We start from the raw sequence: 15534 nt of genomic DNA on the forward strand, positions 1-15534 counted from the left end.
GTGCAGCGCCATGCCCGGGCGCAAGCGGCGCGTATACCTAGAGAAGTTTTCAGTACACGGCCGCCCCGGAACGGATGCCGGCCGCCGGCTCAGTTGTCCTGGGAGGCCCAGTCGACCAGCGCGTCGAAGGCGGCGCGCGCGGCCCCCGCGTTCTCGCCGTTGGCAATGGCCACCAGCACGTAGCGCCGGCCGCTCGCGCCGTGCACGTAGCCGGCCACCCCGGCCGAATCGCGCAGCGAGCCCGTCTTCAGGTGGGCCGCGCCGCCCGAGCGCAGCGCGCGCTTCCTGAGTGTGCCGTCCACCCCTGTGGCGGGCAGCGACGACACCAGTTCCGGCATCACCGGCGAGCGCCAGGCCACCTGCAGCATCTTGGCTAGCGCCGCCGCGCTGATGCGCTCGTCGCGCGACAGGCCCGAGCCGTTGTCGAACACCGGCGGCGCCTCGCCGGTGCCGATGCGGTCGCGCCACCACTGGCCCAGCGCGTTGCGCGAGGCCTCGAAGCTGCCGCGGTTCTTCTGCGTGAGCCCGATCGTGAGGAACACCTGCTGCGCCATCACGTTGTTGCTGTACTTGTTGATGTCGCGGACCACCTCCGCGAGCGGCGGCGATCCGAATTCGAAGGCCGGCCTGAGGCCCGCCGGCACCCGGCCCTCGCGCATCTGGCCGCCGACGCGGCCGCCCATTTCCGCCCACAGGCCGCCGATGGCGCGCAGGCCGTAGGTGCGCGGATCGGCATACGCCACCGCCCAGTTTTTTTCGCCGCAGGCAGCCGGAAGACCGCCCATGAAGCGGACGCGGTTCGGGTCGCTGAAGTCGGGCTTGAGCGCCGCGCGCCAGTCGCCGCATTCGCCGGGCGCGAGCGCCACCGTGGGCTGCATCGACACGCTGGCAAGCGGGGGCTCGTAGCTCACGCGCGCCTGCTGGCCGCCGCGCTCGGGCGTGAAGATCATGTTGACCGACTTGAAGTTGACCAGCAGCGCGTCGGGCGAGGCGTTGTAGGGGCGCAGCGGCTCGCCGTCGAAGGCGCCCGGGTCGTTCTCGATCGTGTTCTCGAAGGCGCTGCGGTCGAGCACGATGTCGCCGCTCACGGTGGTGATGCCCAGCCCCTGCACGCGCCGCAGCAGCAGCCAGGCCCGTTCCAGCACCAGCTTGGGATCGCCCTGGCCCTTGATGTAGAGGTTGCCGTTGAGCACGCCGTTGCTCACCGTGCCGTCGACATAGACCGGCGTGCTCCAGCTGTAGGCCGCACCCAGCAGGTCGAGCGCGGCATAGGTGGTGACCAGCTTCATGATGGACGCCGGGTTGACCGGCACCTGCGTGCGCCAGGCCAGCCGCGGCGGGCGCACGCCGTCGGCGTCGGCCACCAGCATCGTCACCGAATCGCGCGGCACCTTGGCACGCGCCAGGGCGGCCTCGACTCCGGCCGGAAAAGCCTGCTGTGCAAGGGCTCCCGCCGCGGCCCCTGCGGTGAAGAAAAAGGCGCAGGCGGCACGAACGAAGGAGCGGCGGCGAAGATGAGGCATCGACCGATTATCCCGGCGCGAAAACATGCAGCTGCGCGTGATACAGCAGCATCACCGTCTTGGCATCGACGATGCGCCCGTCCGCGACCATGGCCAGCGCCTCGTCGATGCCCAGTTCGAGCACTTCGATGTCCTCGCCCTCGTCGGCCAAGCCTCCGCCATCGCCGATGCGCATCGAAGGGTCGTATTCGGCAATGAAGAAGTGCAGCTTCTCGGTGACCGAGCCCGGGCTCATGAAGGCTTCGAGGATCTTCTGCACCGCACCGAGCCGATAGCCCAGTTCTTCTTCCACCTCGGCGCGAATGCGCTCTTCGGGCGCCGCGTTGTCGAGCAGGCCCGCCGCGGCCTCGATCAGCAGGTCGTCGTGCCCGTTGACGAAGGCCGGGTAGCGGAACTGCCGCGTCAGCAGCACCGTGCGCTGCGCCAGGTTGTACGGAAGCAGCGTGGCACCGTTGCCGCGGTCGTAGGTTTCGCGGTGCGTGCGCTGCCACTGGCCGTCGTTGCGCCGCCAGTCGAAGGCGGTGGTCTTCAGCGTGTACCAGTTGTCGGAAAGCAAGGTGACTTCGTGCACCCGGACGCGGTCGTGAATCGTCATGGGAGCGCAGCTTATGCGTAAATTCGTGCATAAACAAGAAAATTCGTGCAAACGACTGTCCTGCCAGCTACCATCGCCCGATGCTCACCCGCCAGCGCAAGCAACACATCCTTTCGGTCCTGCAGCGCGACGGCAACGTCGTCGCCAAGTCGCTCAGCGGGGAGCTCGGGCTGTCGGAAGACACCATCCGGCGCGACTTGCGGGAGCTGGCCGCCGAGGGCTTGCTGCAGCGCGTGCACGGCGGCGCGCTCCCGCTTGCCAGGGCCGAAGCCGATTTCGCGGGCCGGCTGCAGCTCGCGACCGCGGAGAAGGTGGCCATCGGCCGCGCCGCGGCGCGCCTGGTGCGGCCCGGGCAGGTGGTGTTCATCGACGGCGGCACCACGGCGGTCCAGATGGCGCGGCACCTGCCGAAGAGCCTGCGCGCCACCGTGGTCACGCACAGCCCGTCGGTCGCGGTCGAGTTGGTGGACCACGCCGACATCGAAGTGGTGCTGATCGGCGGGCGCCTCTTCAGGCATTCGATGGTGGCGGTGGGCGCGGCGGCGATGGACGCCATCTCGCGCATCCACGCCGACACCTGCTTCCTGGGCGTGACCGGCGTGCATGCCGAGGCCGGACTGACCACCGGCGATGCCGAAGAGGCCGCGATCAAGCGCGCGCTCATGGCCGCCGCGGCCGAGACGGTGGTGCTGGCCTCGTCGGAAAAGATCGGCGCCGCCTCGGCCTGGATGGTCAACCCCGTATCGGCGGCCACCCGCCTGCTGGTGTCGCCGGAAGCGCCGGCGACCGCGCTGGCGCCGCTGCGCAAGGCCGGGCTCGACATTCTTCGCAGCGACGGCGGCTGATCGCCGCATTCGGCGCCGATTCGCCCCTGGCCGGCGCGGCCCAGTGCGGGCCCTCGATAATCGGGGGATGCCCGCCATGCCCCGTCTCTCGCCCCGCACGCTCGGCATCGGCGCGGCCGTGGTCACCGTGCTGGTCTGGACGGCCTTCATCGTGATCGCCCGGGCCTCGGCCGCACGCTCGCTCACCCCGTTCGACCTGGCGCTGGCGCGCATTTGCGGCGCCAGCCTGGTGCTGGTGCCCTGGGGTGCCTGGATGGTAATGAAGGACCTCCGGCAAAAGGACGGACTCACCGCCTCTTCGCTCTTCGGCCTCTCGCCCCTGTCGCTGCGCGTGACCGCAAGCGCCGGCATCCTCGGCGGCGTGGCCTATGCCATGCTGGCCTACAGCGGTTTCTTCTTCGCGCCAGCAGGCCACGCCTCGGTGCTGATGCCCGGCAGCCTGCCGCTGTGGACCACGCTGCTGGCGGCCCTGGTGCTGCGCGACCGCATCACGCCGGGCCGCGCTTTCGGGCTGGCGCTGATCGTGGCCGGCGACCTGGTGGTCGGCGGGCGCAGCCTGCTGCACGCCTTTGAGGGCGGCGAGGTCTGGAAGGGCGACCTGCTCTTCATGGCGGCCGCCTTCTGCTGGGCCTGCTACAGCGTGGTGGCGCGCCGCCATGGGCTCGACGCCGTGCGCGCGACCATCGCCATCACCGTCTTCGCGCTGCTGACCTATGTACCCGTGTACAGCCTGCTGGTGGCTGGCGGTGCGGTGGCGAGCCGCATCGGCTCCGCACCGTGGGCAGAGGTGGCGTTCCAGATGCTGTTCCAGGGCGTCGGCTCGGTCGTCATCTCGGGCATCACGTTCACGAAGATGATCCAGTACTTCGGACCGGTGCGCAGCACCATGATCACGGCGCTCGTGCCCGGGCTCTCGGCCTTCGGCGCGGTGATCTGGCTCGACGAGCCGCTGCACTGGAACCTGATCGCCGGCCTGCTTCTGGTGACCGCCGGCATCCTGTTCGGCGTGCAGAAGTCGGCGACCGGGGCGCGCAATGCCGCGATGCCCACGGTTCCGGCCGCCGCCATGGGGCGACGCGATGCCTAAGCTCCTGGCTTTCGACACCAGCACCGAACACCTGTCGGTGGCGGTGCGCCACGGCGAGCGCCTGTTCACGCACAGCGGGGCCGGCGGGGCGCAGGCGTCGAGCACGCTGATCCCGCTCATCCTGCAATTGCTGGGCGAGGCCGGGCTCGAGCTGGCCGCGCTGGACGCCGTTGCCTTCGGCCGCGGGCCGGGTTCCTTCACGGGCCTGCGCACCGCCTGCTCGGTGGCGCAGGGCCTGGCCTTCGGCTCCCGCGTGCCACTGCTGCCGGTCGACACGCTGCTGGCCGTGGCCGAGGAGGCCCGCCATGCCTTCGGCGCCCGCCAGGTGGTGGCCGCGCTCGACGCGCGCATGGACCAGCTCTATGCCGCGCGCTACGACTTCGATGGCGGCGCTGCGCTGGGCGCCCTGCCAGGCGATGGCGGCGAGCCGCTGCTGCTCGCGCCCGAAGCGCTCGAGGTGCCCGCCGGCTGGTCCCTCGCCGGCAACGCCTTTGCCGCCTATGGCCCGCGCCTTGCGCCGGCCGCGGCGCGCCACGAGGTGCTGCCGACCGCCACCGCCATGCTCCGCCTCGCGCCCGCGCTGCTGGCCGCCGGCCGCACCGTGGACGCGGCACATGCCTGGCCGCTCTATGTTCGCGATAAAGTGGCGCAAACGACCGATGAGCGCGCTGCCATCAAGGCGGCCGCCGTCGCGGTTCCACCTGTTGCCAGCAAACCATGAGCGCCGCGCCGGGCCGCCCCAAGCAAGCTCGCACCGCAGTGCGAAGCACGGAGGTAATCGAATGAGCGCCGTTCTTCAGCCTGTCGAAGCCCGCCTCGAACCGCTCACCGTCGAGCGGCTCGATGCCGTCTGCGCGGTCGAGCACACCGCTTACAGCCACCCGTGGACGCGGGCGAATTTCATCGATTCGATGGCCGTCGGCTACCACTGCCAATGCCTGCTCGCGCCGGTCTCCGTGCCCGACCTGGCCACGCCGGTGACCAGCCTCGGCGAAACGCTGATCGGCTATTTCGTCGCCATGAAGGGCGTGGACGAAGTGCATCTGCTCAACTTCACGGTGGCGCCGGCTTTCCAGCGCCAGGGGTGGGCACCGCTGATGCTCGCGGCGCTGACCGGATGGTCGCGCGCCGAAGGTGCGCAGTGGCTCTGGCTCGAAGTGCGCCAGAGCAACCAGCGTGCGCTCGACGTCTACGTGCGCCAGGGTTTCCGCAGTGTGGGCGTGCGCAAGGGCTACTACCCGGCCCATGACGGCAAGCGCGAAGACGCCGTCGTCATGAGCCTGCGACTGAATGAAACAGGCTCGGCCTGGGGAGCTTTGCGATGAGCGCGGTACAGACATTGAAGCTCGATGCGCGGCAGCGCGCGATGCTCGACGAGATGGGCGTGAAGGTCTGGTGGCCGATGCCCGAAGTGGTGGAAGCGCCAACGGCCGCGGTTGAAACGAAAGCGGTGCTCGCGGAAGCACCGCCGGTTGAAGAGGCGCGCGAACGCTTCGTTGCCGAGGCGCCCGCCCCGGCCGCAAGGCCCGCCGCCGCCCCGGCGGCTCGCCCCGCGGCCGCGCCGATCGCCCATGGCGCCGCGGTGCTGGTCGAGGCCCCCCGCCGCCTTTACGCCGAGGCCGGAGCCGCACCGGCCCAGGGCGGCTGGCTGGTCGTGGCCGACATGCCACCCGAGGCCGATGGCCGCCACGGCGAGCCCTTTGCCGGTGACGCCGGCAAGCTGCTCGACAACATGCTGCGCGCCCTCAAGCTGCACGACGGCAAGACGCCGGTGCACCTGATGCGCACGCACCGCGGCGTCGCCGCCGGCCAGCCCGGCAGCCCGCGCCCGATGGCCGAGGCCTTCGAGGAACACGCCGCCGCGCTGGCACCGGGCCTGGTGCTCGCCATGGGGCCGCTGGCGGCGCAAAGCCTGATGCAAAGCGGCGATCCGCTCGGCAAGCTGCGCGGCCGCGCCGTGCCGCTGCCATCGGTCGACGGCGTGCCGGTGGTGGCCACCTACCACCCGGCGTACCTGCTGCGAAACCCCGCCGACAAGGCGCGCGCCTGGGCCGATCTCTGCCTGGCCGCAGCGCAGAAAACCGCTTCGAATTAGGGCGCTGCGGCCGGGTCCTTAAAATCGGACCCCATGACTTTCCTCGACAAGCTGGCCACCGCACAGCAAAAAAACGGTTCGTTGCTCTGCGTGGGGCTCGATCCGGAGCCAGCCAAGTTCCCGGGGCAGCTCAAGGGCGACGCGGGCCGCATCTATGACTTCTGCGCGCGCATCGTCGACGCCACGGCCGACCTGGTCATCGCCTTCAAGCCGCAGATCGCCTATTTCGCAGCCCACCGCGCCGAAGCCCAGCTCGAACAATTGATGGAGCACATGCGCCGCAATGCGCCCCATGTGCCCGTGATCCTGGACGCCAAGCGCGGCGACATCGGCTCCACGGCCGAGCAGTACGCCATCGAGGCCTTCGAGCGCTATGGCGCCGACGCGGTGACGCTGTCGCCCTTCATGGGCTTCGATTCGGTGGCGCCCTACCTCAAGCATGAAGGCAAGGGCGCCTTTCTGCTCTGCCGCACCAGCAACCCCGGCGGTTCCGACCTGCAGGGCCAGCGGCTGGCGGACATCGAGGGCCAGCCTTTCCTCTACGAGCACGTCGCCAAGCTGGCCCAGGGTCCGTGGAACCTCAACGGCCAGCTCGGCCTCGTGGTGGGTGCAACCTACCCGGCGGAAATCGAACGCGTGCGCGAACTCGCGCCCACGGTGCCGCTGCTGATTCCGGGTGTTGGCGCCCAGGGCGGCGATGCGGTGGCCACGGTGCGTGCCGGCTGGCGCGCCGATGCGCCGATCATCGTGAACTCGTCGCGCGCCATCATCTATGCCTCGTCGGGCGAAGACTTTGCCGAGGCGGCCCAAAAGGCTGCGCGCACCACGCGCGACGCGCTGGAATCCGCCAAGGCCTGAGGGGCTTTTTCGTGGAACACCGCGGAACCGGCTTTGCCGGGCCGCTGGTGTTGCCCCCGGTGAGGGGGGTGGAGAAGCGACACGAAGTGCGCGAAGCCTGGGGGAGAGCCAATCAGGCTCTGCGCAGGCGCGTGAAGGCCTCGAATTCCCAGTTGCGCATGCCCAGCAGCAGCGTGTAGCCCTCGCGGTCTTTTGCCGAGAGCTTCTGGTCCGTCTGGTGCTGCTGCGCAAAGTCTTGCGCCACGCGCTGCAGCCGCTCCAGGAACGCCGGCGCCAGCGAGCGGCTGATCGAGCCGTGCACCAGCAGCAGCCCTTCGGCCGGGCCGTCGAAACCGCCGCGGTAGTAGTCGAGCACCACGTTCTCCCGAAAGAACTCCATCACCGGGCCGTGGGGCCGCCAGCGGAAGGTCTTGGCCAGCTTCAGCCGGTAGCGGTTGAGCGGGCGTAGCTCGATGATGCCGATGCGGTCCAGCTGGGCCAGAAAGCCGATGCATTCCGCTTCGCTGATCCGGTACGACGACACGATCTGCTCCAGCGTCCACTGGCTCAGCACGCTGATGGCCACCAGCAAGAGCTTCTTGTCCTTGACCACCGCTTTTTCCTGCTCCTGCGTGAGTTCCTTCAGGAGCGGCTGGGCGTCGGCCACGCGGCGCGCCAGTTCGGCAAAGTCGATCTTGAGCGCCCGGCAGATCGCGTCGACGCGCGACAGCGGCATGTCGCTCTTGGCCAGCATGCGCTTCACGCTGGATTCGGCCATGTCGAGCGACCGCGCCAGGTCGGCATAGGTCATTCGGGCGCTCTTGAGTTCGTTCTTGAGGGCTTGGACGAGGTCGACGGTGGTACTCATGAAAGTGGCTTGCTGGCAAGGGGGTATTAAAAGAAGATACCGAAAGGTGTGAATTAATGCCTCGTATCGATTCTCGATTCCTGTAGAGAGGCTGGCAACTAAATTCCGCGGCTCGTATCACCCACCCAACGAGGACCGCCATGCTCCCGCCCACCCTCAGCCGCCGCGAACGCGGATTGCTCTTCACCCTTGTGCTGCTCGCGCTGGCGGCCCTGCTCGGACCGGCGCTGCCGGCCGCCGACGTGGCGATCGCATCGGTGTTTGCCGATGGCCGCGCCTGGCACGGCCTACCCAACGCGATGGACGTGCTCAGCAACCTGCCCTTCGCGCTCGTCGGCTGCTGGGGCCTGTACCGGCTCAACCGGATCGACCGCGCCCACCAGCAGGCGCTGGCCGAATTCCCGCTGGCGCCGCCGGCCAGTGACCCGCCGGACAACACGCTCGACTGCGCCTGGCTTTTCTTCGCGGGGTTGATCGCCACCGCCGCCGGCTCGGCCTTCTTTCACCTGATGCCAGACGCGTCCCGGCTCGCGGCCGACCGCGCCGGGATGGCCGTGGCCTTCGCGGGCCTGATCGGCATTGCGGTCTGCGAGCGCGTGAGCCAGCGCGCCGGCTGGCCGGCGGCGTGGTTCGTGCTGATGGCGGGACTGCTCTCGGCGGAGGTGTTCCATGAAAGCGGCAATGTCCTGCCCTGGGCGATCGTGCAGTTCGGCGGCATGGCGCTGGTGCTGACGCTGGCCCTGGCCACGCCGATGCGCGGCGCGGTCGGCCTCAAGCTCGGCTGGGTGATCTTCTTCTACGTGCTGGCCAAGGGCTTCGAGCTGGCGGACGAGCCGATCTACGAGATGTCCGGGCAGCTGATCTCCGGCCACAGCCTCAAGCACCTGGCGGCATCGCTGGCCGGCCTGCCGGTGCTCGCGGCGCTCAGGAAGCTCGACGTGAGCTGGCGCAGGGCCCTGCTGCGGCACAATCCCGACGCAGCCGCCCTGGTGACATAGGCTCGCCCCCAGTCTTCGCGCACTTCGTGTCGCTGCGCCAACCCCCTGCCGGGGGCAACACCGGCGGACCGGCAGATCCGGATCCGCGGTGTTGCACGAAGAAGCGGGGGCAGTGTGTAGATAACAAGACAAGAGGAGTTGCTTCGAATGACAAATCCCGCCGCCGCTGCTGCTGCTACCGCGCCTCACGAAGCGAACGCGCACGCCAACCAGTTCGCGCTTCTCGGGCAGCGGCGCTTCGCGCCCTTCTTTTGGACGCAGTTCGCGGGCGCAGCGAACGACAACCTCTTCAAGTTCGCCTTCACGGTCATGGTGACCTACCAGCTCCAGCTGAGCTGGATGCCGCCGGCCATGGCGGGCCTGGCCATCGGCGCGCTGTTCATCCTGCCGTTTCTGCTGTTTTCCGCCACGGCCGGGCAGCTCACCGACAAGTTCGACAAGACGAAGATGATCCGCTTCGTGAAGAACCTCGAGATCGCGATCATGCTGCTCGCGGCCTGGGGCTTCGTGCGGGCCGATGCGGTGGTGCTGCTGGGCTGCGTGTTCCTCATGGGCCTGCATTCCACGCTGTTCGGGCCGGTCAAGTTCGCCTACCTGCCGCAGGTGCTCGATGCGCGCGAGCTCACCGGCGGCAACGGCATGGTCGAGATGGGCACCTTCGTCGCCATCCTGCTCGGCCAGGTGGCCGGCGGGCTGCTGGTGGCCTTGCCGCAGGTCGGCCACACCACGGTGGCGGTGGCCTGCGTGCTGCTGGCACTGGCCGGGCGCGGTGTGGCCCAGGCCATTCCGGCGGCGCCCGCGACCGATCCGGGCCTGGTGATCAACTGGAACCCGTTCAGCGAGACCTGGCGCAATCTCAAGCTCGCGCACGGCAACATCGTGGTGTTCCGGTCGCTGCTGGGCATCTCGTGGATGTGGTTCTTCGGCGCGGTGTTCCTGAGCCAGTTCCCCAGCTTCGCGAAAGAAGTGCTGCATGGCGACGAGCAGGTCGCTTCGCTGCTGCTGGTGGTGTTCTCGGTGGGCATCGGCATCGGCTCGCTGCTGTGCGAGACGCTGAGCCGCCGGCAGGTGGAGATCGGCCTGGTGCCGCTGGGCGCCATCGGCATGAGCGTGTTCGCCATCGACCTGTACTTTGCGTCGCGCGCGCTGCCGCCGGTGGCGGTCATGGGGCTCGGCACCTTCGTGAGCCAGGCCGCGCACTGGCGCGTGATGGCCGACCTGGCGCTGCTGTCGCTCTTCGCGGGCCTGTACAGCGTGCCGATGTACGCGCTGATCCAGCTGCGCAGCCAGCCGACGCATCGCGCGCGCATCATCGCGGCCAACAACATCCTCAATGCGCTGTTCATGATCGGCAGCTCGGTCATCGCGGGCGCGCTGCTCGGCGCCGGCTTCACGATTCCGCAGATCTTCCTTTTCACCGGCATCGCCAACGCCGTGGTGGCGTTCTACATCTTCATGCTGGTGCCCGAGTACCTGCTGCGCTTCATCGCGTGGCTGCTCTCGCACTTCGTCTACCGCTTCGAGATCAAGGGCGACGAGCACATTCCGACCGAAGGCGCGGCGGTACTGGTGTGCAACCACGTGAGCTTCATCGACGCAATACTGCTGATGGCCGCGAGCCCGCGCCCGATCCGCTTCATCATGGACCACCGGATCTTCAAGGTGCCGGTGCTCGGCTGGCTGTTCAAGCTGGCCAAGGCCATTCCCATTGCGCCGCAGAAGGAAGACCCGGCAGCCTATGAAGCCGCCTTTGCCAAGGCGCTGCAGGTGCTGCGCGAAGGCGACCTGCTGGCGATCTTTCCCGAAGGCGCCATCACGCGCGACGGCAAGCTGCAACCCTTCAAGGGCGGCGTGATGAAGATCATCGAGAGTGCGCGCGCCGAAGGCATCGAGCCGCCGGTCGTCCCGATGGCGCTGACCAACCTCTGGGGCTCCTACTTCAGCCGCATCGAGCTGCGCGGCGGCCAGAACGTGGCGATGGCCAAGCCCTTCCGCCGCGGTTTCTACAGCCGCGTAGGGCTCAATGTCGGCCACGCGGTGCCGACGGCCGATGTCCGGCCCGAGACGCTGCAGCAGCGCGTGAGCGGCTTGCTCGGGGCCTGACGCGCGGCCTGTCCGGCGTGCAAGGCGCCGAAAAGTATCTCTTCGAGATACCCGCGGCGGCTCAAACCAGAACTGGTTTAAGCATTTGAGCCTCGCAGTGCGGGAGCGAACCATCATTCGCTCACCTTCACTACGCCGCGAGGCCTTCATGCAACCCTTCCCGTCCACCACCGTTTCGATCCAGCGCGACACGCGGGCCTGGCAGTTCCAGGCCTGGGCTTCGTTCGCCGTCGCCGTGTTCCTGTGCGCCACCGGCTTGAGCTGGCTGCCGGGCGAGGCATTGGACCGTGCGTTCATGGTGATGGGCTATGTGTTCTGCCTCAGCACCGCCTTCATGCTGGCCAAGTTCGTGCGCGACAACCAGCACGCGGACGCCAGCGCCGCCGCGGGCCGCGACGTGCCGATGTGGCGCCTCGTGGTCTGGGGCAGCTTCTTCACCGCCATGGGCCTGACCGGCTGGGGCCTGGTGCGCATGGAGATCAACGACGCCTACAAGGCTTTCCTGGGCGTGAGCTGGCTGTTCCTGATCAGCTCGGCCTTCACGCTGGCCAAGACGCTGCGCGACCGCCACGAAGCCGATCTGGTCGAAGCGCGCCTGCAAGGCCGCCGCGCCGCCCGCCAGGAAGCCGCGGCTTCTTCCGCCGCGGCCGAATGAGCGCCGCTTCTCCACTTCACGCCAACCCGCACATCAGCCAACGAAAGACCGTCATGAAAAAGTCGATTGCTTCTCTTCTGGTCGCCGCTTGCACCGCATTCGCAGGCGCCACGCTCCCTCTTCATGCCCAGGCTCAATCCCGGGGTTCCGAGGCTTCGGCCGCGCTCTCGCTGCTGCCCGTGGCGTCCGTCGTGGGCGCCGCTTCAGCCGTGGGCGCTTCGGCCACGGCGGTGGTCGCGGTGCCCGCCGCGCTGTCGGTGGGCGGCTCGATGCTGACGGTGATTGCGGTCGAGGCTTCGGCCGATGGCACCGTCTACCTGCTGGAACGCGCTTCGGATGGCGCACGCGCCAGCGTCAAGGTGATGGGGCGCGCAGCCAACGGCGTGTCCGCGGCGGTCGGCAAGGGCGTGCTGGTCAGCGTGATCGGCAGCGGCATCGTGCTGTCGGCCGCGGGCGAGGTGCTGGCCTTCGTGCCCAACGCCATCGGCCGCGCGCTGTTGCACAACGAGAGGCTGTCATGAATCGCGCGCTTTTCACGGCGCCTCCCCCGGCGTTCCTGCTTGCGCTCGCAATGGCATTGCCGCTGCAGGCGCAGGCCGGCCGCTCCTGCGAACAGGCCAGGCCGACCGCCGAGGTGATCGTCAAGGGCATGCAGCTGGCCGAGCGCACGTCGCAGCAGCTGGACGCGAGCGGCGCCCGCGTCGTGCTGCTGGCGCGGGCAGGTCAGGACCTGAGCAAGTACGGCCTGCGCTATTCGCACCTTGGCATCGCCTACAAGACAGACGAAGGTCCGTGGCGCGTGGTGCACAAGCTCAACCAGTGCGGCACGGCCGAGGCGGCGGTGTACCGGCAGGGGCTCGGCGAGTTCTTCCTCGACGACCTCTGGCGCTACGAAGCGGCCTGGTCGGTGCCCACGCCGCAGGTGCAAACGCAACTGCTGGCCGCGTTGCGCGAATCGCCGTCGCGCATCGTGCGGCTGAATATTGCGCCCTACAGCATCGTGAGCTACGTCTGGGGCCAGAAATACCAGCAGTCGAACCAGTGGGCGGTCGAGACGCTGGCCGCGGCCATGGAGCCCGCCACCATCGGCAACCGCGCGCAGGCGCAGGCCTGGATGCAGTTCAAGGGCTACGAGCCGACGACACTGCGGCTCGGGCCGCTCACGCGCCTGGGCGGCCGCATAGGGTCGGCCAACGTGGCGTTCGACGATCATCCGAACGACAAGCGGTTTTCGGACCGCATCGAAACGGTCACGGTCGATTCGGTGTTCGCATGGCTGCCGCGCGCGGGGCTGGGGGCGGCACCGGTGGCGTTCAAGCTGTAGTGGCAACAGGAGCGCTCGCGCTTCGAAGACAAAAGAGGAAGAAGAAATGAGCAAGTCATTGCGTCTGTCCGAAAAGTGGTTTCGCCGCGGCCTGTGGCTGGTGGCGCTGGTGTTCGCGAGCTTTTTGATCGGGCTTGGCGGCACCATCGTGGACGACCTGCCAAAGGTCGAACGGGCGCTCCAGCTCGACGATTTCATCGACCGGGCCGCGGCCGAGCCATTGCGAAGCACCATCAAGACGTCGGAAGAAACCGAGCTGGTCGCCACGCGGGAGCTCGATCAGGTTCGCCTGCAGCTCACTGCCGCGCAGCAGGCCAGCGCCAACGCCCGCGAAACCTTCGGCAACTGGATTGCCACGCGGCGCGCCACTGCGCAGCCCGACCAGGACCCGGAGCTGATCGCGCGCACCAAGACGCTCGATGCGCTCAAGCAGAAGGAGGACGAAGCCCAGCGCAAGGTGGCTGCGCAGCGCCAGATCGTGCTCGATGCGCGGCAGGCCGAGCAGCGCGCCCGCCAATCACTGGCGGTGCTGGAGCGTGCCGCCCAGGAGAAGCTGGAGGCCGAGTACCGGCGCGTCGAGCTGCGCGTGTTCGGCTACCGGCTGGCGCTCACGCTGCCCCTGCTGGTGGTGGCAGGCTGGTTGTTCGTGAAGAAGCGCAAGGGCACCTCCTGGCCTTTTGTCTGGGGCTTCATCTTCTTTGCGCTGTTCGCTTTCTTCGTCGAGCTGGTGCCTTACCTGCCGAGCTACGGCGGCTATGTGCGCTACGTGGTGGGCATCCTGGCCACGGTGCTCGTGGGGCGCTATGCCATCGTCGCGCTGAACCGCTACCTTGCGCGCCAGAAGCTGGCCGAGCAGCAACCCGACCAGGTGCGGCGCGAGGAACTCAGCTACGACACCGCGCTGGTGCGGCTCGGCAAGAACGTGTGTCCCGGCTGCGAGCGGCCGGTGGACCTGAAGAACAACGAGATCGACTTCTGCCCGCATTGCGGCATCGGCCTGTTCGACCATTGCGGCCAGTGCGAAACCCGCAAGAGCGCGTTCTCGAAGTTCTGCCATGCCTGCGGCACCTCCGCTGCGCCGCGGGCGCCGCTCGCATCGGCCGCGGGGTCTGTGGATTCGTTCACACCCGGCGCACCGGCTCAGCCCGCCGTGTAGCGGAAGCGCCGCACCAGCGTGCTACAACGTCCGGCTGCGGCACCGACGTGGCCGCGGGTTTTCAGTTCTCAACATTGATGGAGCACACGCATGAGCATTTTCGGCAGCATTCTTTCCAAGATCTTCCCGTCCGCAAACGCCGCCAACGCACCCGCGGCTGCTCCGGCCCCCGTCCCCGCGGGCGCTCCGGCTGCCGCGGCACCGCCACCCGCCATCACGGTGGTGGACGTCGAGGCCCTGCTCGACGGCATGCCCGGCGCGAGCAGCCTGAACTGGCGCACTTCCATCGTCGACCTGATGAAGCTGCTCGGGCTGGACAGCAGCCTCGACGCGCGCAAGCAGCTGGCGGCCGAACTCAGCTACGGCGCCGATACGAGCGACAGCGCCAAGATGAACATCTGGCTGCATCGCCAGGTCATGACCAAGCTGGCGGCCAACGGCGGCAAGGTTCCTGCAGAACTGCGCGACTGATCGTCCGCCCCTCGAAGCAAGAAGCCCGGCATGCCGGGCTTCTTGCTTCGAGGGGAGAGGGCGCGAGAGGTTCAGGTCCAGCCGGCATCCACCACGAAGTCTTGCGCGGTGCACATTCTCGAATCGTCGGCGGCAAGGAAGAGCGCCATGGCGGCAATGTCCTCGGCCATCACGCGGCCCGGCAGGCACTGGGCCGCATCGATCTCGGCGCCAGACTCCGGCTTGACCCACAGCTTGATCTGCCGCTCGGTCATGACCCATCCCGGCACGATCGAATTGACGCGGATGTTCTCTTTGCCCAGGTCGCGCGCAAGCGAACGCGTGAGGCCGCGCGCGGCAGCCTTGCAGGCCTGGTAGACCGGGTAGCCCCGGCCCTTGATCATCCAGCTGATCGAGCCGAAATTGATGATCGAGCCACTGCCCAGCGCGCGCATGTCGTCCGCCACGGCCTGCGCGGCGAAGAACTGGTGCTTGAAGTTGACCGCCACCAGGCGATCGAAGTCTTCGCTGGTCACGTCGGCCATGTCATGGCGCCGGTCGTTGGCCGCGTTGTTCAGCAGCACGCCGACCGGGCCGAACTGCGCGCGAACCGCGGCAATGGCGGCGGTGAGCGCCGCAGTGTCGGTCACGTCGCACTCGCAAAAAAACGCCGGGTGGCTGCCCTGCAGTCGGGCCGCGAGCGCGCGGCCCGCGGCGGCGTCGAGATCGCAGAAGCCCACCTTCGCGCCCTGGGCGTGGAATGCCCGCACCAGCGCTTCGCCGATGCCGGTGGCGCCGCCCGAAATGAACACGGTGCGGCCGGCCAGCGAGGGATAGCGGGCGGTGTACGCAGTGGGTGGTGAAGAAGAAGCGGTGGTCATGACGTTGAGCGTAGCGGATGAACGCATTCAAGCGCACCCGGTTTACTCCTGCATACCTCTGGCGTATGTGGCGTATGGCTTCCGGCAGGTGGGCAACGGACGCTCGCGTGGCTACGC

17 protein-coding genes are annotated in these 15534 nt (G+C 68.4%); 13 read left to right on the top strand and 4 right to left on the bottom strand.

Annotated elements, in window-relative coordinates; translation table 11 throughout:
• Window positions 1–89: 89 nt before the first annotated feature.
• Together dacB and ACAM55_RS00525 are read right to left on the bottom strand one after the other, a co-directional pair.
• On the bottom strand, window positions 90–1523 hold the full coding sequence (dacB, locus tag ACAM55_RS00520) for a D-alanyl-D-alanine carboxypeptidase/D-alanyl-D-alanine-endopeptidase (protein ID WP_369654197.1): 1434 nt from the start codon (window positions 1521–1523) through the stop codon (window positions 90–92).
• Between the two features lie 7 nt (window positions 1524–1530).
• Entirely contained in the window at window positions 1531–2118 is a 588-nt protein-coding gene (locus ACAM55_RS00525; protein ID WP_369654198.1) for a GDP-mannose pyrophosphatase, read from the bottom strand.
• An 80-nt stretch (window positions 2119–2198) separates the two neighbouring features.
• Here ACAM55_RS00525 and ACAM55_RS00530 point away from each other — a divergent pair, with 80 nt between their 5' ends.
• From ACAM55_RS00530 to pyrF, 6 genes are all read left to right on the top strand, one after another.
• Window positions 2199–2963, top strand: coding sequence for a DeoR/GlpR family DNA-binding transcription regulator (locus tag ACAM55_RS00530; RefSeq protein WP_369654199.1), 765 nt, complete (start codon window positions 2199–2201; stop codon window positions 2961–2963).
• A gap of 67 nt (window positions 2964–3030) precedes the next feature.
• Window positions 3031–4050 (top strand): DMT family transporter, encoded by a 1020-nt coding sequence (locus ACAM55_RS00535; RefSeq protein ID WP_369654200.1) that lies wholly within the window; start codon window positions 3031–3033, stop codon window positions 4048–4050.
• Window positions 4043–4771: a tRNA (adenosine(37)-N6)-threonylcarbamoyltransferase complex dimerization subunit type 1 TsaB gene (gene tsaB / locus ACAM55_RS00540; RefSeq protein WP_369654201.1), complete on the top strand. Its 729-nt coding sequence runs from the start codon at window positions 4043–4045 to the stop codon at window positions 4769–4771. The genes ACAM55_RS00535 and tsaB overlap by 8 nt, the downstream gene beginning before the upstream one ends.
• Window positions 4772–4832: 61 nt before the next feature.
• On the top strand, window positions 4833–5375 hold the full coding sequence (gene rimI, locus ACAM55_RS00545; protein ID WP_369654202.1) for a ribosomal protein S18-alanine N-acetyltransferase: 543 nt from the start codon (window positions 4833–4835) through the stop codon (window positions 5373–5375).
• The gene (locus ACAM55_RS00550) at window positions 5372–6145 is read left to right on the top strand and encodes a uracil-DNA glycosylase family protein (protein WP_369654203.1); all 774 of its coding nucleotides are present in this window, start codon (window positions 5372–5374) and stop codon (window positions 6143–6145) included. Before rimI ends, ACAM55_RS00550 begins: the two co-directional genes overlap by 4 nt.
• A gap of 33 nt (window positions 6146–6178) precedes the next feature.
• On the top strand, window positions 6179–7003 hold the full coding sequence (gene pyrF, locus ACAM55_RS00555; protein ID WP_369654204.1) for an orotidine-5'-phosphate decarboxylase: 825 nt from the start codon (window positions 6179–6181) through the stop codon (window positions 7001–7003).
• Window positions 7004–7115: 112 nt separating this feature from the next.
• On the opposite strand, the gene ACAM55_RS00560 is transcribed toward pyrF, so the two are convergent.
• Complete coding sequence (locus ACAM55_RS00560) at window positions 7116–7850, bottom strand: helix-turn-helix domain-containing protein (RefSeq protein WP_028258392.1); 735 nt, start codon at window positions 7848–7850, stop codon at window positions 7116–7118.
• A gap of 140 nt (window positions 7851–7990) precedes the next feature.
• Here ACAM55_RS00560 and ACAM55_RS00565 point away from each other — a divergent pair, with 140 nt between their 5' ends.
• The 7 genes from ACAM55_RS00565 to ACAM55_RS00595 all read left to right on the top strand — a co-directional run bounded on the left by ACAM55_RS00565 (window position 7991) and on the right by ACAM55_RS00595 (window position 14557).
• On the top strand, window positions 7991–8848 hold the full coding sequence (locus ACAM55_RS00565) for a hypothetical protein (RefSeq protein ID WP_369654205.1): 858 nt from the start codon (window positions 7991–7993) through the stop codon (window positions 8846–8848).
• Between the two features lie 147 nt (window positions 8849–8995).
• Complete coding sequence (locus tag ACAM55_RS00570; protein ID WP_369654206.1) at window positions 8996–10951, top strand: MFS transporter; 1956 nt, start codon at window positions 8996–8998, stop codon at window positions 10949–10951.
• A 148-nt stretch (window positions 10952–11099) separates the two neighbouring features.
• Window positions 11100–11606 carry a YiaA/YiaB family inner membrane protein gene (locus ACAM55_RS00575; RefSeq protein ID WP_369654207.1) on the top strand — a complete coding sequence of 169 codons (507 nt, stop codon included), beginning with the start codon at window positions 11100–11102 and terminating at the stop codon, window positions 11604–11606.
• Window positions 11607–11659: 53 nt separating this feature from the next.
• Window positions 11660–12127 carry a hypothetical protein gene (locus ACAM55_RS00580; RefSeq protein ID WP_369654208.1) on the top strand — a complete coding sequence of 156 codons (468 nt, stop codon included), beginning with the start codon at window positions 11660–11662 and terminating at the stop codon, window positions 12125–12127.
• A complete protein-coding gene (locus ACAM55_RS00585) occupies window positions 12124–12930 on the top strand; it encodes a DUF2145 domain-containing protein (RefSeq protein WP_369654209.1) in 807 nt (268 codons plus the stop codon). The genes ACAM55_RS00580 and ACAM55_RS00585 overlap by 4 nt, the downstream gene beginning before the upstream one ends.
• A gap of 46 nt (window positions 12931–12976) precedes the next feature.
• A complete protein-coding gene (locus ACAM55_RS00590; RefSeq protein ID WP_369654210.1) occupies window positions 12977–14086 on the top strand; it encodes a serine endopeptidase in 1110 nt (369 codons plus the stop codon).
• Between the two features lie 90 nt (window positions 14087–14176).
• Window positions 14177–14557, top strand: coding sequence for a DUF3597 domain-containing protein (locus tag ACAM55_RS00595; RefSeq protein ID WP_369654211.1), 381 nt, complete (start codon window positions 14177–14179; stop codon window positions 14555–14557).
• 71 nt (window positions 14558–14628) lie between these two features.
• Here the strand turns inward: ACAM55_RS00595 and ACAM55_RS00600 are convergent, their stop codons facing one another.
• The gene (locus tag ACAM55_RS00600; protein ID WP_369656478.1) at window positions 14629–15417 is read right to left on the bottom strand and encodes an SDR family NAD(P)-dependent oxidoreductase; all 789 of its coding nucleotides are present in this window, start codon (window positions 15415–15417) and stop codon (window positions 14629–14631) included.
• Window positions 15418–15534: the final 117 nt, after the last annotated feature.

Source organism: Variovorax sp. V213, from assembly GCF_041154455.1.
GTDB lineage: Bacteria > Pseudomonadota > Gammaproteobacteria > Burkholderiales > Burkholderiaceae_C > Variovorax.